Below are 25,057 nucleotides of genomic sequence, written 5' to 3' on the forward strand. Positions count from 1 at the left end.
TGTTTTCCGTAAGTAATAAATCGCGTTTTTCAAGCCAGCAGTCTAGGTACTAAGGACACTGACAAACAAATCTAAGTACAGGATTTGCTTGTCAGTGCCACTTAGTCCACGACTTAACCGGCTTGGCTCGCGGCTTATTTTAGAAATTATCCTTCACGTATTTATCCACCGCCACGATCGCGTTAGCTACATCCGTTGCGCTGACTGCAAACGGCATTTGTTTCATCGTTTCGCTCGGGATCGTCGCTTGCTTGCCCACTTTGAGGAAATCGGCGTAAGTGGCGTCTGCTAATTTCAAGTCAGCCAGTGTCGTCGGTAGTCCGATCGAACGGTTGAATTCAATGTATTTATTTAAAACAGCGGTCGTAACGTTGTCGAGCATCAACTCGCACAAATAGCCGTACGCTACTTTTTCACCGTGCATCATCGTTTCGCTTTCGCCGGGGATCGCGGTAAAGCCGTCGTAAATTGCGTGAGCAGCTGCGAGCCCTGAACTTTCAAAACCGATCCCGCTCAGTAAGGTGTTGGCTTCGACGACGGATTCCAGTGCAGGGGTCACAACCTTGCCGGTGACGGCTGCGATCGCTTCTTTGGCGTGGGCGAATAAATTATCGGCACAAGTTTGGGCGATCGCTAGTGAAGCCAAGGTCGGTCCGTGTCCTAACATCGATTCGTTGTATCCGCGGGCCACGTCTTTGGCTTCGATATTGGTAGCCATCGCGTCGCCGATCCCAGCAATTAAATTTCTGAGAGGGGCGTGGGCGACGACTGCGGTATCGACTAAGACGAGGTCCGGATTTTTGTCGTAAAATGCGTATTCCTTAAACTGTCCTTCGGGCGTATATAAAACGGAAAGGGCAGAACACGGAGCGTCGGTCGAAGCCACGGTTGGCAAAATAGCAACGGGCAGTCCTAGTTGATACGCCACGTTTTTGGCAGTATCAAGTGTTTTGCCACCACCTAAACCGATGATCAAGTCGTTACCTTCTTTTTTACCGATAGCGATGATGCGCTCGATCTCTTCTTTAGAAGCTTCGCCGTTGAACTGCACTTTAGTGACCTGATAATTGTTGGCGCTTAAATTTTGATTTAGTTTTTCACCAACCAAGTGCCACACAGTATCATCACAGAGTAAAATTGGCTTTTTACCTAAGTTGGCTAAATACTTGTGAGCCTCAGCGAACACGCCACTTCCCTGAATATAATGAGCTGGACTGGCAAATTCTTTGATCATGGTAATTCCTCCTAGATATTTGATATTTTGTTACCAATTTCACATTAGAAGAATTTCAGCGATTTGTCAATCACGAATTCAGATGCGTTGTTAGTTATTAGAAAAAATTTGGGCGTGCTAGCAAATTTGTGCTATTCTGAAGGTGAGTAAGTTGCACAGTTGTCAATTGATGAGAAAGGACGAGCAAAATGCCAAAAAAAGAAATTGTCAACGACGTTGCCGCTAAGATCATTACCTACCAAGAAAAACACCACCTAACTGACGCGGAATTTGCGTTAGCCAGCCACTTTACCGTCGAAAAGATCCACGGTTTTAAAACTAGGACACTAACAGCCACCCCCGAAGAACAAAAAGAACTCTTGCAGTTTGTGACGGCCAAGGTCGCTAAGATTTAACGAAATGCATTAAAATTTAGCGGTGTTGGATAAAAAAATTATGATAATCTTGTAAACTAATTGAAACAATTGTTAGTATCTTGTATTATTAAACTAGGTAATTCTATAACTGTTCACTGAAGCCTCAGGGTGATTAAGTGAATATTTTGCAATGCAGATATTTAAATAATTGTTTTATTTAGTGAGGAATTAATAATGAAAAAAATGATTGTCCTCGGCGGACAAAAAATGGCCGGGACAGTGACGATCGGCGGCTCTAAAAATAGTACGGTCGCCTTGATTCCTGCGACGATCCTAGCCGATTCACCGGTGAGATTGGATTGTGTTCCGGATATTTTAGACGTGCATAACTTAATGGTGATTTTAAAGTCAATGAATGTTTCTTCCCGTTTTGATCAGGGAGTGTTGGAAGTCGACCCGACTCATATTCAGTTGAACCCCTTGCCGGGAGATACGATCCGCAGTTTGCGGGCTTCGTATTATTTTATGGGTGCTTTGTTGGGACGTTTTGGGGAAGCAACGGTTTCTTTTCCCGGTGGGGATAACATCGGCCCCCGTCCTATTGACCAGCATATCAAGGGCTTTAAGGCCTTAGGTGCCAGTGTGATCGAAAAGGATAATTCGGTACATATTACTACTGGGGCTGCTGGTTTGCACGGTGCTCGCGTTTTTTTTGACCTCGTGTCTGTTGGCGCGACGATCAACGTGATGTTGGCGGCCGTTAAGGCGCAGGGAACGACGATTTTAGAAAACGTAGCACGCGAGCCGGAAATTATCGACTTGGCAACATTTTTGAATAACATGGGAGCACACATTAGGGGCGCGGGAACCGATGAAATTCGGATTCAAGGCGTGGATCGTTTGGTAGCTAAAAATACGCACACGGTGATTCCCGACCGCATCGAAGCGGGGACTTATATTGCCTTTGCTGCTGCGGTCGGTCAGGGCGTGTTGGTCAATAACGTGATCCCCGAACACCTCGACCCTTTCTTAGCTAAATTGCGTGAGATGGGTGTTCATTTGGAGATCACTGCCGATAGCGTGTACGTTCCGGGAGGAGATACGCTATCGCCGATCACGATCAAAACGGCCCCTTTCCCGGGATTTGCGACGGATCTCCAACAGCCGATCACACCGTTGTTGATGAGGGCGACTGGGGATTCGAAGATCATCGATACCCTCTACCCGCAAAGGGTCAAGCACATTCCGGAAATGGTCCGAATGGGCGGTGTGATCAGTAGTAAAGACGGCGTGATCACGGTCAGTCCCGCTCATGATTTAGTGGGAACGACGGTGCAAGCCGACGAGATTCGCGCGGGTGTTGCTTTAGTAGGATTGGCGTTGATGGCCCAGGGAACTACGACGATTTTGCGGGCCGACAATATTTTGCGCGGCTATGACCGGATCGTAGCTAAATTTGCCGGTTTGCACGTTAAAATTACGATCGAGTCTGACAATTAGTGAGGGAGAACATAATGAATGGCTAAGAATTTAACTTTGGCACAATTGGAACAAAAAACCCTCAAAGAGATCTATGGTTTTGCACGCGAATATAAGATCCCTTATTACAGCAAAATGAACAAAAAGGAACTTTCTTTGGCGGTCATTCGGGCGCAAGCCAAGGAAAAATATGATATGCAAGGAATTTTAGACATCGTTTCGCACGAAGATGGCTATGGTTTTTTGCGTCCCATTAACTACAGTCCTTCCCAAGAAGATATTTACGTTTCCGCCTCGCAGATCAGGAGGTTTGGTTTACGGACCGGTGATCTGGTGGGCGGCCAGGTGCGGTTGCCTAAGACTAACGAGCGTTATTACGGCATGATGCACGTCGACGTCGTTAACGGCAAAAATCCGGAAAAAGCTAAGGTAAGGCCGCATTTTCCGGCACTAACTCCGCTGTTTCCCCGGCGTAAAATGACGTTAGCGACAACGCCCGATAAGTTGGCAACGCGTTTGATCGACGTTTTTGCGCCGGTCGGTTTTGGACAACGCGGGTTGATCGTAGCCCCGCCTAAAACCGGCAAGACTAATTTGTTAGCGCAGATCGCGGCGGGGATCACGACTAATTATCCCGCGGCTAAAGTGATCATGTTGTTGATCGACGAACGGCCAGAAGAAGTCACGGAAATGGAACGCACGATCAAAGGTGAGGTAGTTTATTCAACTTTTGACCAGAAACCTGAAAGTCACGTACAAGTGGCGGAATTAGTGTTACAACGGGCTCAGCGATTAGTGGAAGAAAAACAAGACGTAGTGATTTTATTGGATTCTTTGACCCGGTTGGCGCGGGCTTACAACCTGATCGAACCTCCTAGTGGCCGGACTTTGTCGGGGGGGATCGATCCGGCGGCATTGTTTAAACCTAAGCGTTTCTTTGGGGCTGCGCGTAACCTGGAAGAGGGCGGCAGTTTGACGATCTTAGCCACTGCTTTGATCGATACCGGCAGTCGAATGGACGATTTTATTTTTGAGGAATTTAAGGGGACCGGCAACCAAGAATTGCAGTTAGACCGTAACTTAGCCCAGCGGCGGATCTTTCCGGCAGTCGATTTGAAAAAATCCGGCACCAGAAAAGAAGAACTTCTGTTGCCACCAGCTGTGTTGGAGACGATCAAGCGGGTACACATGAGCGGCGATGCGTTGGTCGACACTCCGGAATTGTTGCAGTTGCTGCAAAAAACTAAGAGTGAAAGCCAGTTTTTGGAATTACTGGCCAAACATAATCCCAAACACGGGCGGCAAAGATGATTGCATCGTCTTTTTGTTCGTGTTAAGATATTATTTGTTGTATTGTCTAAGAATAAACTCTGCTGCAGCAAATGAAGCAGGGCAAAGGAGAGTAAATATTATGAAAAAAGGAATACATCCAGATTACCATCAGGTTGTTTTCATGGATTCTGCTACCGGTTATAAATTTGTTTCCGGCTCAACCAAGAATTCCAGTGAAACGGTTGAATTCGAAGGTCAGACATATCCTTTGATCAGGGTTGAAATTTCTAGTGATTCCCACCCATTCTACACGGGACGCCAAAAATTCAATCAAGTCGACGGCCGGGTCGATCGGTTCAACAAAAAATACGGTTTTACCGAATAAGCAAGTTAGTGAGGAGCGGGGCAAAGCTGAATTGTCCCGCTCTTTTTGTTGGATAGCCACTTCGTTTTTGGCTATAATAAAGATAATCAACTTATCATGGAGGAGCAAAGATGCAGGGAAATGCAGGTCTTAAGTTATTTGCGTTAAACGGTAATCCTAGATTAGCAGAAAAAATTGCCGCACAGATGGGAACTAAACTGTGTAGCGCGTCGGTCAAACACTTTAGCGATGGTGAGATTCAAATCAACATTGATGAAAGTGTACGTGGCGCCGATGTTTTTGTGATCCAGTCGATCAGTGCACCGGTCAACGAAAACTTTATGGAACTGATGGTGATGATGGACGCTTTACGACGTGCGAGCGCGGGTTCGATCAACGCGGTCATTCCTTATTACGGTTACGCGCGTGCCGATCGCAAGGCTCGGTCCAGAGAGCCGATCACCGCTAAATTACTTGCTAATTTCATTCAGATGGCAGGCGCCGACCGGGTGGTAACGATGGACTTGCATGCTGGTCAGTTGCAGGGCTTCTTTACGATCCCAGTCGATCATTTAAAGGCCATCTTTAGTCTGGCGCAGTATTTTAAAGACGAGGAGATCTGTAACGATGTCGTTGTTGTTGCTCCTGACCATAACGGAGTCAAAAACGCCCGCAACTTAGCCGAGTTACTCAAAGCACCTTTGGCGATAGTCGATAAGCGTGATAAAAAACGGTTGCGTCCCGATAACATGCAGATCATCGGTGAGGTGCGCGGTCACAAATGTATCGTGATCGACGACCTGATCGATACCGGCGCTAAGGTGTTGGACGCGGGCATCGCGCTTAAATCCGCCGGTGCCGCTGATATTTATGCGTGTGCCACGCACCCGATCTTTTCTGGCGCTGCTTGTGAGCAACTAGCATCTTCGCCGTACAAACAAGTGGTAGTGACGGACACGATCCCGGTACCTGCTGGCAGCCAGTTTCCACAGCTGAAGATCTTATCGGTGGCACCGTTATTTGCTAAGGCGATCTCGCTGATTTATCATAATCAGGCCGTAGACGACCTTTTTGTCAATTAGTCGTTAAAATTAAGCTGGAAATTTACGGGCGCATGTAGGAAGCAGGCTTTTCTTTTGCCCTAGAACTATTAGGCGCTTGAAATTACGGGTTATTTTAGTTAGAATTAAACAGTATTTGTTATTTTTGAAGGAGGAAAACACTATGTCACGTAATACACATGTTGGGACTGGTAACGATCGTCGTCCCGTTAATACTGCTAATAAAAAGAAACGTCGTCGTCAACATATTGCTGTTCTTGATTTTTTGAAGGAACGCGAACAACAAGATACCGCTAAATAAGTTGTGACAGTAGCAGCAGTCAAACCCGGTAAAATGGAGTTGGGACAAAAAGCGCTTAGCAGTCGAGCACTAGCCTAGTTTCAAAGTAAAACCCGAACTTAGGTTTTATTTTGAAACGTAGCTAGGCACAAACTGCTGCTTTTTGGAGCACGATCAGTCTATTGCTTAAGGAAAACAAAGAGGGAGCTGGAACAAAATTAAGTTTTGTCCTAGCCCCGACTGGCGGGGCTAAGGGAGCGGGACAAAGTTAATTGTCCTGCTCCCTTTTGCTGTCTAACTGCGGTTAACGTGGCGGAGGGGCAGTAATTTGACAAGCTGGGTGCTAAATTCGTATATTTGATTAGTACGGCAATAAAGGAGTAGGAAATGAATAAGAAAAAATGGTTTTCCTGGCTAGTCGCGGTCATCTTAGTGTTGTGTACCGGCTATAGCATTATTTACGTGCACCAGCAAAAGCAGCTGAATGCCGTTAAAGTGAATCAACAACAACAACAACTTGCCGCACAGACGGCTAAGCAACACCGCTTAGTCCGCCAACAGGCAAAAAGAGCCCGGCATCCGGTAGCGTGGGACCAACCTTCGTTGCGGGGAGCTTATCCGGACTTGAGTAAATACGCGCACTTAAACAAGAAAAGTCAGCAGCTCTGGTTGGACGTTTCGGTGCGTGATCAACGTGTCTACGTGATGCAAGGTAGGTACCGGATCTACACGATGTATGCGTCGGTCGGTAAAAATTTCGACAAAACTAAGGATTACCACCAGACCCCGATCGGAGATTTTCGGTTGCAAAAACAACGCGGGCAGCAGTATTATGATGCTACGAAGGGGTATGGTGCGAAGTACTGGACTTCTTTTGCGGGACATGGAGTGTACCGGCTAGAGTCTGTGCCGTTTGCACAAAATGGCCGGGTCTTAGCTCAGCCTGCGCGTGAATTGGGACGGCAAAATGTCACTAAAAAGCACAACGTTCAGGCTTATGGTTGTGTGCGTTTGACGGTTCCTGATGCGCAGTGGATCCAAGAAAAACTACCATCACGGACCCGTGTAGTGGTACACGGCCGCCAAAATGATAAGGACCTTTTGGATTTTTTGGATGATTGAGGGGGAAAATGATGCAGATCGACGTCGAAGATTTTATCACACAGGTAACGAATGCGGATTACCAGGTCACGCAAATAGAAACGACTGCTAAGCAGTTTGCTAAAAAGACTAATGAATTAGTGACGCAACTGGTGACTAATTTTACGGCAGCACTGCAGTCAGAGCACTTGGCTCAAAGTCGGCTGTTACTAAGCGACGAACAGACAGTGATCAGTTTAGAAAGTGGGATCATTAACTTACCGTTTGCTAATATTAACCGCGTCGATAATTTTTTTGCCGACCTGAAACAAAGTGTGCCACTTAATTTAAATTTAGTCGTGGCTAATGAAGATTTAGTTTCGGGCTTATGGATCGTTAAAATTTGTCCGGTAGCAGAGCTGCAAATGCCTGCGGTGTTAGAAAAAATTACCACGCAGCTCACCAAAAAACAAGAGCTGATCGCAGCCGCACAGCAAAAAAAGAAGCAAGCGGCTGAAAATTAATGGTTGACAAAATTTTAATTAACGCTTAATATCAAAGGCACTAAGAAAAATAAAAATGGTGCAGAGAAGAGTAGCTTGGAAATTTCATGACAGAGACCTTCGGCAGGTGTGAAGAAGGATGGAAGCTCCGAGTGAAGATGAACTCGAAGATCGTATTTTGGTGCAAGCTGAAATGCCGCTCGACCAGCGTTAACGGGATACTTAAGCTGGTGTTGTAAAAACACAATAAAGGTGGTAACGCGGGTCTTCGTCCTTTTTTAGGACGAGGGCCTTTTTTTGATGGAAAAGGAGAACAGTAATGATCGAGTTAAAAAAAGTGAGTAAGACTTTTCAAACTAAAGACGGGCCGATCGCTGCGGTCACAGACGTTGACCTTACGATCAATAAGGGTGAAATTTACGGCATTATGGGATTTTCGGGTGCTGGTAAGAGTACGTTGGTGCGCATGCTAAATGGTTTGGAGGTCCCAACGAGTGGGCAAGTATTGCTCAACGGACAACGCATCGATAATCTGAGTGGCAAGAAGTTACGCGAAAAGCGCAAGAAGATCGGCATGATTTTTCAACACTTCAACTTGCTATGGTCGCGGACGGTTTTACAAAATATCATGTTTCCCCTAGAGATCGCGGGAGTTCCACGGGAAAAACGGGTGGAACAAGCTAAAAAATTGGCACAGTTAGTCGGGCTAGAGGAGCGGTTGCACGCCTATCCTGCTCAGCTGTCGGGGGGCCAAAAGCAACGGGTCGGAATTGCCCGAGCCCTAGCTAACGACCCGGAAATCTTGATCTCGGATGAAGCGACGAGTGCGTTAGACCCACAAACGACTGACGAGGTTTTGGAATTACTGGCACAGATCAACCAGCAGTTAAACCTGACGATCGTGCTGATCACCCACGAGATGCACGTGATCCGGCGACTGGCAGATCAAGTAGCGGTGATGGATGGAGGCAAGATCATCGAGCACGGACCGGTCGCACAGATCTTTACCGCGCCGCAACAGGAATTAACTAAGCGGTTTGTCCATGCAGAAGTCGATTCCGCGCCCAATGAGACTGACATTCAGCAGATCACCCGTGATTTACGGCAGAAATATCCGGAAGGATTATTGTTATCGCTGAAATTTCACGGCAATCAGGTTCAATCTCCCGTGATTACAGAACTGTTGCGTAAGTTTAGCGAGCTCAGCGTCAGCATTTTAGAAGGAGCGGTCCACCAGCTGGCCGATAAGCAAGGAACGATCGGTACTTTGTACGTACAGTTGACGGGACCGCAGCAAGAAACGGCGGCAGCGCTGGAATTTTTGCGGCAATTAGACGTTGAAGTGGAGGAGATCACTAATGAATAGTCAAGGATTAGCGTCTTATTTTCAGTTTAAAAACGTCAACTGGCCTAATGTCTGGGAAGCTACGTGGGAAACGATCTGGATGACGGTATTATCCGTAGTGCTAGTGGCGATTTTAGGCATTTTGTTGGGCTTGTTACTTTATCAAACGACCGGTAGTCAGAAGTTTTCGGTGCGGTTGTTAAATTGGGTCGTCGCGTTTTTCGTCAACGTTTTTCGCTCGATCCCCTTTATTATTTTGATCGTGTTGTTACTGCCGGTAACGCAAGTGTTAGTCGGTGCGATCACGGGAGCGAAAGCCGCGATCCCGTCGCTAGTCGTTTCGGCGGCGCCGTTTTATGCCCGGCTGGTGCAGATCGCGTTAAACGATGTCGATAGCGGCGTGATCGAAGCGGCAAACGCGATGGGTGCTAATAAATGGCAGGTGATCACCAAGGTGTTGCTGCCCGAAAGTATGCCGGCACTGATTTCGGGGATCACGGTCACTGCGATTTCTCTGATCGGTTACACGGCGATGGCCGGTGCGATCGGTGCGGGGGGCTTAGGACAGTTGGCTTACACCGATGGTTTTCAGTCCTACAATAATGCAATCACCTTAACGGCAACGGTTGTGATCGTGATCATCGTTTTTGCTTTCCAGTTTGCGGGAGATACGTTGACTCGCAAGGTGGATAAGCGCTAATTAAATTAGGTAGTAAAATTTAAAAAATTGGAGTTGATTTAGATGAAAAGATTTGCGAGTTTAGTAACATTATTAGTGGCAGGAACGGCATTATTAGGCTTTGGTGGTAAGGCAAATGCGGCTACAACTTTGACGGTCGGCGCTTCTCCTAACCCCCACGCGAAGATTTTAGAGCACGTCAAACCCCAACTCAAAAAAGAAGGGATCGACTTAAAGGTCAAGACCTTTGACGATTACGTGATGCCTAATAAGGCTTTGGCTGCTAAAGACATTGATGCCAACTACTTCCAACACATTCCGTTTTTGGATAACTGGAACAAGAAAAACAACGGCACGTTAGTCAATGCTGGCGGGGTGCATTTGGAACCGATCGGCGTTTATTCTAAAAAATACAAGAGTTTGAAGGACTTACCTAAGGGTGCTAAGGTGATGGTTTCTAGCAGTGTTTCCGATTACGGCCGGGTACTGGCAATTTTTCGGGATGCAGGTTTGATCACTTTGAAAAAGGGGATTGACATCAAGACGGCGACCTTTGATGATATCAAGACTAATAAGAAAAACTTACAGTTCAAACACACCTACGAACCAAAATTGATGCCGAAACTCTACCAGTCAAATGAAGGAGCAGCGACTGTCATCAACGCTAATTATGCGGTTCAAGCGGGCTTAAAACCGACTAAAGACTCGATCGCGTTGGAAAAGAAAACTTCGCCGTACGTTAACATCGTGGCGGTCCGTAAGGGTGATCAAAATAAACCAGAGATCAAAAAGTTGGTAAAAGCTTTGCAGTCTAAAGATACACAGCAGTGGATCAAGAAGCATTACAAGGGCGCAATTTTGCCGGCTAAATAATTTTAAGCGGCGGGGTGGGAGCAAATCTTTGTTCCTGCTCCGTTTTTGGTTTTACTTTCCAGCCAGTCTGATCTTGGTTGCTAAGCGGCTTGTTTCACAGCTTGCTTTAACGCGCAGCTAAAAGGTGCTATGATACAAGTAGTAGTCTTTTGTTTAAATTTAATCAAGTAGAAATGAGGAATGACTGAATGTCAAGTGGTCGAGCGATTACCAATCTGATTATCGTGATGATCGTGTTTTTTTTCGCAGCGTTTTTTGTGGGATCTGAGTTTGCTATTGTTTCTTTGCGTAAGAGTGCAGTTGAAAGTGCGCTGGAAAACGGCAAGGGTAACAAAAACAAGTTAAAGCGGGCTTTACTGATGATTACCAACATGAATGAATACCTGTCAACTACCCAAGTGGGAGTATCACTGACGGGGATCATCTTGGGGTGGATCGGGGCCGACACGTTAACTAAGATTTTCACTGACCTTTTTGGCTTCTTTCCGCTCAATCGTGCCACGGTCGTTTCAATTAGCGCGATTTTGGGCGTGGTGCTCTTGACTTACTTGGAAGTAGTCTTGACAGAGATCGTTCCGAAAAATATCAGTATCGACATGCCACTGAAGATGATGATGTGGGTGGTAACACCGTTACATTATTTTCACATTCTATTTTACCCGTTTGTCTGGCTGTTAAATATCTCGGCGACGGGAATCGTTCATTTGCTGGGACTTAAGCCTGCCGGTGAAGATGAAGATGTCTTATCGCAAAATGAAATCTTGAACATTTCTAAAAACGCCGTGACTGGCGGTTCGATCGACAGTAATGATTATTTGTACATGGAACGGGCGTTTGAATTCAACGATAAGGTCGCTAAGGATATCATGGTCGACCGGACGAGTTTAAAAGTGGTGGATGTCACCGCAACTGTCGGTGATGTGGTTGAGTTGTATCTCACCGAGAAATTCAGTCGTTATCCCGTTGTTGCCAATAATGATAAAGACAAAATGTTAGGTTATATTTATATTTACGACGTGATCCGCCAGTCACAAGTCGACAGTTCGGTGCGGGTCGCTAAGATGATGCGCACACTGGGAAGTGCGCCTGAGACCGAACCGATTCAAAACCTGCTCAAACAGATGATCAAAACGCACGTGCCGATGGTCGTGATCATCGATGAGTACGGTGGAACTAGTGGGATCGTGACCGACCGCGATATTTACGAAGAACTGTTCGGCACCGTCAAAGACGAGGCCGATGACGTTTCTTCTAACGATATTATCGCTAACCAAGATGGTACTTACAGTGTGTCGGGGAAAACGACGCTCTATGATTTTGAGCGCTACTTCCAGTTTAAGGACCGCGATTTCCAGGAATCTGAGAGTGTGACGATTGCGGGTTACTTACTGGAAAATTACGAAGTTAAACGCGGCAGCGTGATCCAGATCGGTAATTTTAAGATCGAGGTAACGGAATTTAGCCGTAATTTTATCGAATGGATGAAAGTTACCCAGGTGGCGGAGACCACTGCTGAGCAGGTAGACTAAGGGGGTGGCGAAATGGAACACAAACGGATCTTTGAGTTAGCTTATGCGACTAACCTGCGTGAGATGGGCGGCTATCCGACTAAGGATGGCAAACAAACTGCTTGGCATAAACTACTGCGCAGCGGGAATCTGGGTGACCTGACCGCAGAAGAGCAGCAGTACTTAGCAGATTATGGCTTGCGTTATGTCGTCGACTTGCGTTCGGAGTCGGAAAGTTCGTATTATCCCGACAAATTACCGGCGCAGGCCAAGTACGTTAACCTACCGGTGTATCCATTTACCAATTCGCTGTTTAAGAATTTGGGAATCGTAGCTGCTATGAAAATGCATAGCAATGATTTATCGCTGGTCGATCAGGCTTACGCGCAAATGATCGCCGATCCGCACGCCCAGGCCGTTTACCGGCAATTATTCCGGTTGCTGCTACAAAACGATCAAGCGGGCCAGAGCCTGGTATTTCACTGTGCAGCAGGTAAGGATCGGACGGGAGTCGGAGGATTTTTGGTGCTGAGTGCTTTGCGCGTCAAGGAAGAAACGATCCTCAACGATTACCTGTTGACTAATCTGTATTTTTCGGGGAGCTCGCAAGCAGATGTCAATCACTTACTGACTCACCAACAAGGAGACCAGTTGGCCGATCAACTGAATTCACATCTCGCGGTGGCGGCAGAAAACTTCGAGGTGCTGGCTAAAACGGCGACGGAATTATCGGGTTCGGTCGAAAATTACCTGCAAGATAAGATGCAATTAAGCGATACTGATTTAGATAAATTGACGCAGCTGTACGTAGAAGATTAAAATAATAGCAAAACCGGAGTTGGGACGAATTTGCTTGTCCTGACTCCGGTTTTTGCGTTAGCTTGGATGTGTTAAGGTAAGTTACCGAATTCGTCAATAATTTCTTTCATGGAAACAGTTTTTTGCTGATCTTTCATCCACTGTTTGTGAGCTAGAGTAATTTTTTACCAGTTCTGATAAAGTGATGTCATGAAAATCAGCCAGATACTGAAGCCATTCTTTTTCTTCGTCAGAAATACGAATTGTTATCATAGCCAAATAAATCACCTCTGTTATTAATGTGTCGGTATTATTTCCCGGGAAATTAAATGGTAATGAGATATTTGGTGAAGTCTTAAATACTAAGGTTGTAATTTTATTTACAAAAGAGGTATGGTTAAAGTAGTAAAAAGAAAGGATGATCAAAATGGATTTAAGAGAAATTAGCGACGATAACATAGTTTTATTGTTGAGAAAACACAAAAAAATAAATTGGGGAAAGTTTAGTGATTACATGAGAGGTGTACTTGTTAGTCATAAATATTAATCTTTTTGAATTAAGGGAAATAGACCTATTATTATGATGATACCTAGGGTTTCCGTTAGCACATATGTAGTTATACCGGCAGCAATTGCTAAATTAGTCATTGGATCGTTAGAAAAAGCGCTAATTGCATAACGGTTATATTGTAAGATAACAATATTAACAATTAATATTATTAAGGTTGAGATTAGCAAAATGGCTAGTCTCTTTTTTTTCCTAAATCTTTGCCAATTTTTAAATAAGCAAAGGTAAAAAATAGAAAAGAATAATGTAATAAATGAAACGTATGGAATAAAAACGTGCATTCCAAATGACCTGAGATAGGTCAAAATTGTTAATACGATGATCAAAGGGTATAAAATCTTTTCAAATAGTGTGGGACGAACAGGTTGTTTGTGTTCTAGCTCTTTGTAATTTTCTAACGCAGTTGGATCGTCACTGAGCAATTCATCGACACTGATACCCAAAGTTTTGCATAGCTCAGGCATGATTTTAACATCGGGAACGCTACGTTCATTTTCCCAGCCAGAAACAGTTTTAGGTGAGACTTGTAATTTTTCAGCTAATTGCTTTTGAGTGAGCTGTTTTTTAACGCGATGCTTTTTAATTTTCTCAGCTGTGTTCACACCTTCATCCCCCTGTAGAATAAATGTTGTTACCGCTATTATAATTTATTTTGCAAAATCCAGCAAATTTATTTTATAAATTAAAAGTGCTGAAAGTACCGTGATAGCAGCTTTTAACGGACTCTTAGAGTCTAAGACAGGGCAGGTCTTAAAGGCTAAGGTTGCTAAATTAGATATTTGAGTTGTAATCTAAATGTGCTTCAAATGATAAGTGTTGAATTGGTGGTGAATCATATTTGCAACCTAAAAATAAATTGGTCAGTTTGATCAACTTAAACTGGTACTTTGTTTTGGGACTGATTCTAACTATTGTTGGTAGTATCTTTGGTATTCTAGTTCCTTTATATGTCAAAAATATCATTGACTTAAAGGATGTATTGCAAAACTTGTTTGGCAAGCCGTTATTTTTTGAATTATTGGCAATTTTGATTTTGCAAACGATTCTTAGTGCAGTCGGTAATTTTTTGATCAGTAGGGAAGGTGAGCGCCAAATTGCTAACATTAGGGATAAGGTACAAACCCATCTGTTATCATTACCAGTATCGTTCTTTGACAATCAAAATAGTGGTCAATTAGCTAGTAGGGTAATTAATGACTCGGTAATGGTTAAGGCTTTTGTCACTGAGGTCATTCCACCTGCAATTACTGGGTTAATAACAGTGATCGGTACAGTTGGAATTTTATGTTGGCTTGACTGGAAATTAGCATTGATTCTAATTTTTATTTTTCCTTTAGAATCTTTGATCAATATTCCATTGGGCAACTTTACGGAAAAGTTAACTATTAAGACACAAAAAAGTCTTAGTGATCTTTCAGGAGTAACTACTGAAAGTTTACGTAATATTAGGGCTGTGAAGCTAAATGTTGCGGAGAATAATGTCTTAACTAGTTTTAGAAAGAATTTAAAAAAGTTATATCACTTGTCCGTTAAGGATGATGCGGTCTACGTAGTTGTTTCGCCAACGCAGAATGTCATTTCATTAATGCTGATTATCGCCGTGTTGTTATATGGAGGATATCGTATCAGTGAGGGAACATTAACTGTTGGATTATTAACATCTTTTTTGATTTATTTTGTTCAGTTGATTCAACCTGTGAATGAATTGGTTTCTTTCTATGCTAACTATAAGCAAACTAAGGGTGCCATTGCTAAAATTCTTGAAATCTTACAAGAAAAACCGGAATTTCAATCCAAGCAAGGAAAATTAGTAGAAATTACTAAGCCGTACAATCTTGCCATTAAAAATTTGAGTTTTTCTTATGGAGATCATCAGATATTAAAAAATGTTACTCTGAATTTCCCGGCACAGAAAAAAACTGCGATAGTGGGGCCTTCAGGAGCTGGTAAATCGACGATCATCAACGTTTTAACCAGACTGTATCGCCCGACTTCGGGGATGATAACTATCAATGATATTGATGCTAATGACATTAGCTTGAATCATTGGAGGTCACTGTTCGGAGTGGTTTCTCAAGAGAACACGACGATTTCGGGGACTATTTATGATAATTTGATCTTTGGCTTAGAAAGGATTCCTACTCAGCAAGAAATAGGTGCTGCATTGAAGATTGCTAATCTAACGGATGATGTTACTAACTTACAGCATGGTTTAGCTGAAGTAGTAGGTGAACAAGGAATTAAATTATCTGGGGGACAAAGACAAAGATTACAGATAGCCCGTGCATATCTTAAAAATCCTAGTTTTTTAATATTAGATGAAGCAACTTCAAACTTAGATGCTGATTCTGAGTTAAAAGTATCAGAAGCATTGAAAAAGGTAATGTTTGGTAAATCAATTATTGCAATTGCGCACCGTTTAGCAACAATTGTTGATGCAGATCAAATTTACTTCTTAGATAATCAACGCATTGTTGGTGTTGGTACTCATGAGGAGTTGATTACAAAGGTACCAAAGTATGCAAAATTTGTTGAAGAACAGTTTTTAAATGGAAATTTTCGAAAGGAGGAGGACAGTAGTGGATAGTTACTATGTTGATTTTAGTAAAAATAATCAAGGACTTTTTTTCAGTCCTCCTAGTGTTAAAGATTTTAGTAAGGATGTTTTTAGTATTCCCGTTTTTTCTCAGAAGGATTGGTTTTATAAGATTGAAAAAGATTGGGTTTTTGTCCTTAATAAAAACGAAAAAAATCCACTGGAGCAGGGATGGAAAATTCATATTACTTCTATTCCGAAAGAGGCTGCAGAGCAGCTTTATGTAGTTGCTGAATTTTTGCTTCAAAAACAAATTTCATTTAAATTTGTCCCAACTGTTGATAAATTGATTGATAAAAATGCTAAGGGGGCTAATCGTGCATCTGCTGGTAAATTTATTACTGTTTATCCTCATAATGAAGAACAATTTTTAAAACTATTAGATGACTTGTCTGTGATTACGAAGCATTTTCATAAAGGCGCTTATATTTTAAACGATAAGAGATGGAAAAATTCTAATATCTTTTTCAGGTATGGTGGCTTTAAAGAAATGCAGGTAATACAGGATGGTGAAATTATTGATGTAATTAAAGATCCGAATGGCGATCCAGTTCCTGATAAAAGAGTTCCTTATTATTATCTACCTGATTTTGTGACAGAGCCTGAAAAAATAAAAAGAGAGAATTATTCAGTACCTGCGGAAGAGTTTGTTGAACTAAATAAATACCAGGATATTAAACCAATTAGATTTAGTAATGCTGGTGGAGTTTATCAGGCAAAGCGAGATAGTCAAAAATGTATCCTGAAGGAAGGACGTCCACAAGCAGGTTTAGATGCAAAAAATAATGATGGCTTTTATCGCACATTACATGAATATCGAATATTGAAGAAATTAACTAGCAACTCAGATGTTGTTAATGTTAATAATTATTTTCAAGCATGGGAACATAATTACTTAGAAGAAGAATTTGTAAACGGAGTAGATTTAGATGAGATTATTGCAATTGATTTTCCGTTTGTCTTATACAATATAGATGAAACTAAATTAGATAACTATGTAAAACAAGCTATGGATATAGTGACCAAACTAGTTAAGGCTATTGAAAGTATTCATTTAATGGGTGTTGCTATTGGAGATTTACAACCGTCCAATGTTATTTATGATAAAAGAACTAAAAAAGTAACATTAATCGATTTTGAAGGAGCTAGTGTACCGTGGTCAGAATTCACTCCAGGGTTAATGACTTTTGGGTTTGTATCTAATACTGTAAGAACTTATGAAGAAGCTGATTGGTACTCTGTTTACCAGATTGCATATTATTTATTTATGCCTATAGAATCTAGTAATAATGGTTTATCTCCGGAAATATATTTAATTTATGATCAACGAATTAGAGAATCTTTTGGAGAAAAGGTGGTCAATTTTTTACATTCTATTAAATTAAAAGTGGCTAGACATACAAATATTTATACTAAACCATTTTTTATTGATCATTCTTTAAAATTACCATCGTGTAGGTTAAGTATTCAAACTAAAGATGTAGTAATTGAAAAATTAAGAAAAGGTATATTAAATAATTGGGATACTACGTCAACCGGTTTAATAAAAGGTGATGTAAAACAGTATGAAAGTCAAATTTCTCAATATTCTATTGCTAATGGTGCGTTTGGTGGAATCATGGCTTTGATGCGATCTGGTGGAATTTCAGATAATAATATTGATGAATTTGAAGATTGGCTACAAAAAAATATTGGTTTATTAAAGGAAATAGAATTCAGTAATTTAGATGAATCTTCTTATGGGCTTTTTACTGGGTTAGCAGGTATTAGTTCGGTTTTATATGATTTGAAAGAGACAAAATTAGCGACCAAAATTTTAAAAGATATACCAATAATTGATTCGTTTGATATGTCGTTGTATTCAGGAATTGCAGGGATTGGATTAGCTATGTTAGCGGGGTATCTAGTAACAGATGATCAAATTTTATTAGAACGAAGTAAGTTAGCCGCAAAATTAGTTAGGAATTCTTTTATCAAAAGAAAAAATGCGAAAGAAATTTTATTAAAGAATGTTGGCTTTTTGGATGGATTGGCTGGAGAAGCGGTGTTTTTGTATAAATTTGGTGTTAGTGAAAAAAATGAAGAATATATCCAGACATCTAAGGAAATTATCGATTATGTTGTAGAGAATAATCTTGAATATGATGAAAATCATAATTTGTTTGTCAACGATAATAGTAGAAATTTAAAAAGATTAATACCGTATTTGAATAATGGGTCTACAGGAATTGCTGTTACAATGTTGATAATTTATTTGGATGATCATAGTTATTTATCTCAAAAAAGACTATCTGTTTTGAAAGATTTGGTACGATCTGCTTTTAGTTGTTCTTCTGTTCAATCGGGACTTTTTGACGGTTATGCTGGTTTTCTAGTGTTAGGTAATTTGATACATAGCATTGTCAAAAATGATGATTTGCTCAGATATATTTTAAATGGATTGAATTTATTTTTATTTTCTGATGATGACAATGAAATATATGTTCCGGGTAATGGTGGCTTGAAAATGTCAATGGATGAGGCTACAGGTGCTAGTGGATATATTTTAGCATTGTCAGGAAGTAACGTTAAAAAATGGAGTTATTTTATACCTATTCCAATTGAATCACATATATTTGATATTGAAAGGAGGTGAAAAATATGGTGAATCCGGTATTGAGTTTACAAAAAGAAACGCCATCATTCGATAGCTCTTCGTTATTGCGGATGAGTACGTTCAGTAGTAGGTGCTACAATCACAGTCATAAAAGTATTAAGTGCTAATTAGTTTTTATTTACTGAATAATGATTTATTTATTCAGTAAATACAGTCATTGTCAGTCTCATTTATTTTTAGAATATAGCTAATAGATAATTTTTGTATTAGTTATACAATAAGGTCTGGTGTAAAATTATTTATTTTAAACCGGCCTTTTTGTATGTTTATAATTATACTTGTATTTAAATATTTTGAGAATAAAAATAAGCTTACTTCTATAATTAAGTTAGTTAGATATTATATTAATGATAATGTTGAAAGATTGCTTATGCTGTGTTGGGTTACATATTAAAAAGTTAATGAAAATATTATCGACATACTCAATTAATTTTTTGAACATAAGTTGTAACCATATGATGTTTTAAAAGGAGTTACTACTTATACTGTATTGCTCGTTGAGAACAATGTAGTTAATTTCTATACGTTGAAAGTTGTTTTTTATTAATTTTAATGTTATTATATTACGTATAATATAGTTTTAAATAAAGCAACTGTGGGGGAATCATTATGAAACATGCTGTTAAACTGTTAGCTTCATTGACTGTGGGAATTTCAATTTTTCTGCTAGGCGATCCGGCCGGGCAAAAGGCTCAAGCCAGCACAACTTACAGCAAAACTACGAAGCTGGCAAATTTTACTGATCTGACCGTTAAGACGACCGGTACTAAAGTTACTTTACAGTCGGGAACAAATTACGGCGTTCAATATCAAGGCAAGAAGAGCGAGCGTCCGCAAATCAAGCAAGACGGCAATCGGGTGACGATCAACCAGACTAGCCACAACTTGAAGAAGAAAAGTGGTGCGCCCGTTAATTCGTACCCTAACAAAATCACGGTGACGGTCCCGCAACAATTGGAGAAGTTGGAGATTAAGGGCTTTTTGGGGAAAAATACATTACGAAAATTGAACGTTAACAACTTAACGGTCACTACCACTAATAAGGATCTTTGTTTGAGTGATGTGCACGCTACCCAAGCCGATATCGATCTTGACCACCGTTCTTATCATTACGTTAGTCGTACGGGGAGCCGTCGTTATACGGGGTATCCGGGTGGAGATGTAACGTTTAATAACAGTGAAATTGCAGCTGGAACTTTGGTCAGCGATGTGGGCGATTTGAGGATCACAGGGGGTAAGTTAACTAACCTGAAGATCAAGAATACGGACGGCGATGTTCATTTGGACGAACTGAAGTTGGACGGTGGTTCACTAAGTACGCGTGAAGGTGACGTTACTATTACTGATTCTCAGGTAGTCAATGGTTACCGGGTCAAAAATTATGAGGGTGACAACCTGATTACTAGCACGAAAGCTGACGGCTATTTGGTGCAGAAAAATAGTGAGGGAACTAACAAATTGTTTGATCACCGTAGTGAAGAAGGCGCGGCCTTAAAAAAAGATGCCGCTACTTGTAATGTTTTGCAAGTTAAGACTTATGAGGGCGATAATACCGTAGAGTAGGAGGAATTGAGATGAAACGCTTATTTACCTGGTGTGGTTTATTTTCGTTAGGAATAATGCTGTTTTTGGGAAGTAGCTGGCAACAAGCAATGGCAACGGCAGCGACGACCAAGTTAAAGCCGTTTAAAACAGTCAAGCTTAATGTGACTGGCACGAACGTCACGGTGCGTCAGGGTAACAGCTACCAGTTAATTTATCAGGGTAAAAAGAGCGAAAAGCCTAGTATTACTCATCTGGGGAAGCGACTGACAGTTAAGCAGGTCAGTCACAACGTTAAACATAAATTAGGGGATCCGACTAAGATTTATCCTAATAAGCTGATACTGACGGTGCCGGCTAAAACGCAGTTAACAAAAATGGATGTAACGGGTTTTTTAGGAACGCTGGCGCTTAAAAAGATACAGGTCCAAAAACTGACGGGTCAACTGAAAAATCAAGACGTTTCGTTAATAGATACTAAGGCCAACAAAGTTGCTGTCACAATCAAACATGTCAATAAACCGCACAGCATGCATCATAATTATCCGGGTGGCAACGTTGAGCTTAAAAACAGTACACTTTTAGGTGGTTTATTAAAAGATGATGACGGCGATTTAACGGTGACGCAGGGCAAGTTACAACACGTGGAACTCGATTTTAATGAAGGCGACCCATATTTAACGGGAGTACAACTATCAGGTGGGGAGTTGAGCAGCACTGATGGTGACATTAATGTTCGTGACTCGCGGGTTACTGCTGGCTATAAGATCACTAATAGCTACGGTAATACTATGGTCAAAAACACCAAGGCAGCCGGTTATGTGTTGGAAAATGAGGATAATGCCGAGGCTGACGCGCTTAATCAGCTGTTTGACCGGAAAAATAATAGCGGGAAGACGTTGAAAAAAGGTGCTACGACTGGCAATGTTTTGCGCTTACACAACGCTGAAGGAGACAATGTAATTAAGTAATAAGGGTGGTACTTGCTAGTTATTAAAAATAGTTTCCCCCAAAAGGTTAATTTTTACACTTTTGGGGGAAACTATTTTATTTTATGCCAATAAATGCCGGTACTCGCCGTAGCCTGCTTGTTCGAGTTGGGCGGCGGGAATGAATTTCAAGGCAGAAGAGTTGATACAATAGCGCATGCCACCTTGGTCTTGGGGGCCATCATTAAAGACGTGGCCTAAGTGAGAATCGGCCTGCGGACTTTTGACTTCGGTACGTTCCATGCCCAAAGACTGATCGCGATGGTAAGTTAATTTCTGGAGCGGCTTGGTAAAACTGGGCCAGCCACAGCCCGCGTCGTATTTATCGCTACTGGTGAAAAGCGGCTCGCCGGAAACGACATCGACGTAAATACCCGGCTCATAAAAATCGTCATACTTACCAGCAAAAGGCGTGTCGGTCGCGGCTTGCTGAGTTACTGCATATTCTTGGTGGCTTAATTTTTTAAGTGCTGCTTGTTTTTCTTGTTCGTTCATTGAATGAGCTCCTCCGTTATTGTAATGTGGCGATATCAGTTGGTAATTTCATGTACATTGGTTGGTAACTGGTCTTTTCCACTTTAATTGTTTTTCCAAATTGAATAAATCCGCATTCTTCATATTTAGTAATTACTGGAGGAATGTTGATGGCATTTAAAACAACTAAGGCTCCGCCAATAATTTCACGCACTTGTGCAATTTTTTTAATGGCAAGCTCAATCAATTGTTGGGCGTGAATTGGATTAGGCTGAATTTTGGCATTTTTGGCAACTTGTTCTATTAGGTAGCAGGGAATACTGTTAATGTTGTTCGGACTCTTGCCGTTAAGTATCAATTTTTTCTTGATATTTTTTTCTAAGTCGGAAATATCTAAAATATAAAGACGTAATGTGATCATACCTAAAAATTGGGGATTATCAGCGGTAGTAGTAATAAAGAAAGTCCGGGCTATTCCAGTAAGTTCCTCATGAACGATACCAGTTTTACTGGTTAAAAGGCTATTCATAAATGGATTTTGGGCGATATAAAAAATCTGACCGAGATAAGCAGTAATTTGCTTTTCTAATTCTTTTTTCAAAGCTTTTTTACCGTAATTTTGGTCAGACTCAAGTAGTTGTTTTTTAATTTTTAAAATGTTAGATAAACTTACTTGCCTTTTTTGGTTATTTTCCAAGATAGCATCGACTCCACTTCAGCGTCCGTAGCACTTTTAATTTTCTGGCCTTCTGCGAGTAATTTAAAGTATTTGTCAGATGGTTTGGTGTTAATAATTTTTAATGCATCCTGTTTTGACAGCTTGATCGGTTGGTTTAATAGCATAATATTCCCTCCTTAAGCCTTACCTTTATCTTACTTAGATGTAAGTTTGATTGCAAGCGGTTTGATTTTTTCAAAAAAATAGAATTGGGACAAGGAAACGACAATCCTTTGTTCCAATTCCACGGTAAATGGTAAGCTATTTGTTAGTTAAATAAGCAAGTTAACCCCGATGACTAACGCACCCAGTATGATCCGGTACCAACCAAAGGCTTTGAAGTCATTATTCTTAATGTAATTTAGCAAGAAACGGATCGCGAGGTAGGCGACCGCAAATGAGACTACAACTCCGACTAAGAGGATCACGCCTTGTTGTCCGACTAAGGTCCCTCCGTGGGCGAAGAACTTGAGCAATTTGAGCAGTGAGGCACCAAACATCGTTGGGATCGCGAGGAAAAATGAAAATTCCGTACCGACGTAACGCGAAGTCCCAATCAAGATCGCTCCTAAGATCGTAGCGCCAGAACGAGAAGTGCCGGGGATCAACGATAGGACTTGAAAGGCACCGATAAACAGGGCGATGCTGTAGGGGAGGTTAGCTAAACTGTCGTATTTAACGGCGTCATGACTGCGTTTTGCGTTATGATTTTCGACGATGATAAATAAGATTCCGTAAAGAATCAGCATCGCAGCTACGACTTGCCAGTTCATCAAGTGGGCGTCCATCCAATCGTTGAGTGGTAAGCCGATGACAACGGAAGGTAAAACGGCAACGATTACTTTGAACCACAAAGTCCAAGTTGCGTTGCGCTCGTGGTGAGTTTTACGCGGGGAGAGCGGGTTGAGTTTATGGAAATATAAGACGATCACCGCGAGGATCGCTCCGAGTTGGATGACGACGTTGAACATATCGGTAAACTGCTTAGACTGTTGCATTTTGATGAATTCATCGACTAAAACGAGGTGGCCCGTCGAACTGATCGGTAAAAATTCGGTGATTCCTTCGACGATGCCTAGCACGATTGCTTTAAGAATATCCACGAAAAAATTCCTTTCTTATCTTCTTCCAAATAATATAAGTATCATAGCGATTTTAGCATGCAAGTGCAAGTTTGATCGCCAAAACGAAACAAAAAAAAGCGAGGCCGGAGCAAAAGTAACTTTTGTCCCGGTCCCGCTTTTGGTTAATTGCTTAAATTTTAGTCAAATTTCAGTTCGTGTGGGAAATGAGCTGTAGGAACAGTTTCTTTCATTTCTTCTTCGATCCGCAATAACTGGTTGTACTTCTCAACCCGTTCTGAACGTGCCATCGCACCAGTCTTGATCTCGCCAGATGAAGTAGCAACAGCGAAGTCAGCGATGAAGGTATCGCCGGTTTCACCGGAACGATGAGACATCATAACTGTCCAACCGTTCTTCTTGGACATCCGGATCGTTTCCAAAGTTTCGGAAACAGTACCGATTTGGTTTAATTTGATCAAAACGGCATTACCGCAACCCTTTTCGATGGCTTCACGCACGATCTTAGGGTTAGTAACAACTAAGTCATCATCAACGATTTGGAGCTTGTCGCCCATTTCTTTGGTGAACTTAGCGTAGTTTTCCCAGTCGTCTTCACCGAATGGATCTTCGATAGAAATGATTTCTGGGTATTTAGTGATCAAGTCTTTGTAGTAAGCCATCATTTCTTCAGGTGTCTTTTCGCTACCTTCGAACTTGTACTTACCGTTGTCGTGATCAAAGAATTCGGAAGAAGCCATATCAATAGCGATGGCAATTTCTTTACCAGGAACGTAACCTGCTTCTTTGATAGCTTTGATCAACATTTCAATTGCTTCTTCGGTCGAATCCAAACGAGGAGCGAAACCACCTTCGTCGCCTAAGCCGGTTTCGTAACCGCCCTTAGCCAACACACTCTTCAAAGTGTGGTAAACGTTAGCGATTTTTTCGATGCCATCACGGAAAGAAGTCTTGCCAACAGGTGTGATCATGAATTCTTGGGTATCGATACCGGAATCGGCATGTTTACCACCGTTGATAACGTTATGGAATGATTGTGGCATTTCTAAGTTCATCCCACCAAGGTAGCGATATAACGGGATCTTTTCGTAGTTAGCTGCAGCGCGGCAGTTAGCCATCGAAACACCTAAGATAGCGTTAGCGCCTAGACGGCCTTTGTTATCTGTACCGTCGAGTTTGATCATTACTTCGTCGACTTTAGCTTGGTTGAAAGGATCCATGCCATGTAAAGCGTCGTTGATTTCAGTATTAACGTTATTAACGGCTTTTTGCACGCCTTTGCCTTGTAAACGTGAGCCACCATCACGGAGTTCAACGGCTTCTCTTTCGCCGGTAGAAGCACCGGAAGGAACAGCAGCACGACCAACTGTACCGTCGGATAAGATCACGTCGGCTTCAACGGTTGGGTTACCACGAGAATCAAAAATCTCACGTGCCTTAACTTTTTCAATATAAACAGACATTAATAAGCTCCTCTCTTCATATGTAAGCCAAATGCGCGCTTACTTAATCAGAAAAATTTTGTGATAAATTAATTTCATCTACCGTAATTATTCTATCTTTTTTACGGGGGAAAGACAAGCAAAAATTGTGCAGTTGC

General features: G+C 41.8%; 25 protein-coding genes. 17 read left to right on the forward strand and 8 right to left on the reverse strand.

Annotated features, from left to right (window positions below):
* Nucleotides 1–139: 139 nt before the first annotated feature.
* Nucleotides 140–1,231, reverse strand: coding sequence for a glycerol dehydrogenase (locus ACSYSK_RS02030; protein WP_491715840.1), 1,092 nt, complete (start codon nt 1,229–1,231; stop codon nt 140–142).
* A gap of 191 nt (nt 1,232–1,422) precedes the next feature.
* On the opposite strand from ACSYSK_RS02030, the gene ACSYSK_RS02035 reads away from it, so the two are divergent.
* The 13 genes from ACSYSK_RS02035 (at nt 1,423) to ACSYSK_RS02095 (ending at nt 12,853) form a co-directional block, all read left to right on the forward strand.
* Nucleotides 1,423–1,629, forward strand: a complete 207-nt coding sequence (locus ACSYSK_RS02035; protein ID WP_491715300.1) for an LBP_cg2779 family protein — start codon at nt 1,423–1,425, stop codon at nt 1,627–1,629.
* Nucleotides 1,630–1,824: 195 nt separating this feature from the next.
* Nucleotides 1,825–3,090, forward strand: a complete 1,266-nt coding sequence (gene murA, locus ACSYSK_RS02040) for a UDP-N-acetylglucosamine 1-carboxyvinyltransferase (protein ID WP_491715301.1) — start codon at nt 1,825–1,827, stop codon at nt 3,088–3,090.
* Nucleotides 3,091–3,108: 18 nt separating this feature from the next.
* Nucleotides 3,109–4,380 carry a transcription termination factor Rho gene (rho, locus tag ACSYSK_RS02045; protein ID WP_491715302.1) on the forward strand — a complete coding sequence of 424 codons (1,272 nt, stop codon included), beginning with the start codon at nt 3,109–3,111 and terminating at the stop codon, nt 4,378–4,380.
* A 100-nt stretch (nt 4,381–4,480) separates the two neighbouring features.
* Nucleotides 4,481–4,726: a type B 50S ribosomal protein L31 gene (locus tag ACSYSK_RS02050; RefSeq protein ID WP_491715303.1), complete on the forward strand. Its 246-nt coding sequence runs from the start codon at nt 4,481–4,483 to the stop codon at nt 4,724–4,726.
* A gap of 110 nt (nt 4,727–4,836) precedes the next feature.
* Entirely contained in the window at nt 4,837–5,787 is a 951-nt protein-coding gene (locus ACSYSK_RS02055) for a ribose-phosphate diphosphokinase (protein WP_491715304.1), read from the forward strand.
* A 142-nt stretch (nt 5,788–5,929) separates the two neighbouring features.
* Nucleotides 5,930–6,067: a hypothetical protein gene (locus tag ACSYSK_RS02060; protein WP_491715305.1), complete on the forward strand. Its 138-nt coding sequence runs from the start codon at nt 5,930–5,932 to the stop codon at nt 6,065–6,067.
* 366 nt (nt 6,068–6,433) lie between these two features.
* On the forward strand, nt 6,434–7,168 hold the full coding sequence (locus ACSYSK_RS02065; protein ID WP_491715306.1) for a L,D-transpeptidase: 735 nt from the start codon (nt 6,434–6,436) through the stop codon (nt 7,166–7,168).
* Between the two features lie 8 nt (nt 7,169–7,176).
* Entirely contained in the window at nt 7,177–7,650 is a 474-nt protein-coding gene (locus ACSYSK_RS02070; protein ID WP_491715307.1) for a hypothetical protein, read from the forward strand.
* A 298-nt stretch (nt 7,651–7,948) separates the two neighbouring features.
* Complete coding sequence (locus tag ACSYSK_RS02075; RefSeq protein ID WP_491715308.1) at nt 7,949–8,995, forward strand: methionine ABC transporter ATP-binding protein; 1,047 nt, start codon at nt 7,949–7,951, stop codon at nt 8,993–8,995.
* Entirely contained in the window at nt 8,988–9,674 is a 687-nt protein-coding gene (locus tag ACSYSK_RS02080) for a methionine ABC transporter permease (protein WP_491715309.1), read from the forward strand. The genes ACSYSK_RS02075 and ACSYSK_RS02080 overlap by 8 nt, the downstream gene beginning before the upstream one ends.
* Nucleotides 9,675–9,716: 42 nt before the next feature.
* Nucleotides 9,717–10,526: a MetQ/NlpA family ABC transporter substrate-binding protein gene (locus ACSYSK_RS02085; RefSeq protein ID WP_491715310.1), complete on the forward strand. Its 810-nt coding sequence runs from the start codon at nt 9,717–9,719 to the stop codon at nt 10,524–10,526.
* Between the two features lie 188 nt (nt 10,527–10,714).
* On the forward strand, nt 10,715–12,055 hold the full coding sequence (locus ACSYSK_RS02090) for a hemolysin family protein (protein WP_491715311.1): 1,341 nt from the start codon (nt 10,715–10,717) through the stop codon (nt 12,053–12,055).
* A gap of 12 nt (nt 12,056–12,067) precedes the next feature.
* Nucleotides 12,068–12,853: a tyrosine-protein phosphatase gene (locus ACSYSK_RS02095; protein WP_491715312.1), complete on the forward strand. Its 786-nt coding sequence runs from the start codon at nt 12,068–12,070 to the stop codon at nt 12,851–12,853.
* A gap of 93 nt (nt 12,854–12,946) precedes the next feature.
* Here ACSYSK_RS02095 and ACSYSK_RS02100 read toward each other — a convergent pair whose 3' ends face one another.
* Both ACSYSK_RS02100 and ACSYSK_RS02105 read right to left on the reverse strand, forming a co-directional pair.
* Nucleotides 12,947–13,291 (reverse strand): DUF6290 family protein, encoded by a 345-nt coding sequence (locus tag ACSYSK_RS02100; RefSeq protein ID WP_491715313.1) that lies wholly within the window; start codon nt 13,289–13,291, stop codon nt 12,947–12,949.
* A gap of 84 nt (nt 13,292–13,375) precedes the next feature.
* Nucleotides 13,376–14,002 (reverse strand): helix-turn-helix domain-containing protein, encoded by a 627-nt coding sequence (locus ACSYSK_RS02105; protein ID WP_491715314.1) that lies wholly within the window; start codon nt 14,000–14,002, stop codon nt 13,376–13,378.
* Between the two features lie 236 nt (nt 14,003–14,238).
* Between ACSYSK_RS02105 and ACSYSK_RS02110 the strand changes: the two genes are divergently transcribed.
* From ACSYSK_RS02110 to ACSYSK_RS02125, 4 genes are all read left to right on the forward strand, one after another.
* The gene (locus ACSYSK_RS02110; protein WP_491715315.1) at nt 14,239–15,987 is read left to right on the forward strand and encodes an ABC transporter ATP-binding protein; all 1,749 of its coding nucleotides are present in this window, start codon (nt 14,239–14,241) and stop codon (nt 15,985–15,987) included.
* Nucleotides 15,980–18,631: a class III lanthionine synthetase LanKC gene (lanKC, locus tag ACSYSK_RS02115; RefSeq protein ID WP_491715316.1), complete on the forward strand. Its 2,652-nt coding sequence runs from the start codon at nt 15,980–15,982 to the stop codon at nt 18,629–18,631. The genes ACSYSK_RS02110 and lanKC overlap by 8 nt, the downstream gene beginning before the upstream one ends.
* 630 nt (nt 18,632–19,261) lie before the next feature.
* Nucleotides 19,262–20,215, forward strand: coding sequence for a DUF4097 family beta strand repeat-containing protein (locus ACSYSK_RS02120; RefSeq protein ID WP_491715317.1), 954 nt, complete (start codon nt 19,262–19,264; stop codon nt 20,213–20,215).
* 11 nt (nt 20,216–20,226) lie between these two features.
* A complete protein-coding gene (locus ACSYSK_RS02125; protein ID WP_491715318.1) occupies nt 20,227–21,165 on the forward strand; it encodes a DUF4097 family beta strand repeat-containing protein in 939 nt (312 codons plus the stop codon).
* 81 nt (nt 21,166–21,246) lie between these two features.
* Here the strand turns inward: ACSYSK_RS02125 and msrB are convergent, their stop codons facing one another.
* The 5 genes from msrB to eno all read right to left on the reverse strand — a co-directional run bounded on the left by msrB (nt 21,247) and on the right by eno (nt 24,920).
* The gene (gene msrB / locus ACSYSK_RS02130; protein ID WP_491715319.1) at nt 21,247–21,678 is read right to left on the reverse strand and encodes a peptide-methionine (R)-S-oxide reductase MsrB; all 432 of its coding nucleotides are present in this window, start codon (nt 21,676–21,678) and stop codon (nt 21,247–21,249) included.
* Nucleotides 21,679–21,694: 16 nt separating this feature from the next.
* On the reverse strand, nt 21,695–22,354 hold the full coding sequence (locus ACSYSK_RS02135; RefSeq protein ID WP_491715320.1) for a hypothetical protein: 660 nt from the start codon (nt 22,352–22,354) through the stop codon (nt 21,695–21,697).
* Nucleotides 22,327–22,500, reverse strand: coding sequence for a hypothetical protein (locus ACSYSK_RS02140; RefSeq protein WP_491715321.1), 174 nt, complete (start codon nt 22,498–22,500; stop codon nt 22,327–22,329). The genes ACSYSK_RS02135 and ACSYSK_RS02140 overlap by 28 nt, the downstream gene beginning before the upstream one ends.
* 147 nt (nt 22,501–22,647) lie before the next feature.
* A complete protein-coding gene (locus ACSYSK_RS02145) occupies nt 22,648–23,478 on the reverse strand; it encodes an undecaprenyl-diphosphate phosphatase (protein WP_491715322.1) in 831 nt (276 codons plus the stop codon).
* Between the two features lie 158 nt (nt 23,479–23,636).
* Nucleotides 23,637–24,920: a phosphopyruvate hydratase gene (gene eno, locus ACSYSK_RS02150; RefSeq protein WP_491715323.1), complete on the reverse strand. Its 1,284-nt coding sequence runs from the start codon at nt 24,918–24,920 to the stop codon at nt 23,637–23,639.
* Nucleotides 24,921–25,057 lie beyond the last annotated feature (137 nt).

It is taken from the genome of Ligilactobacillus sp. ESL1201 (assembly GCF_058503265.1).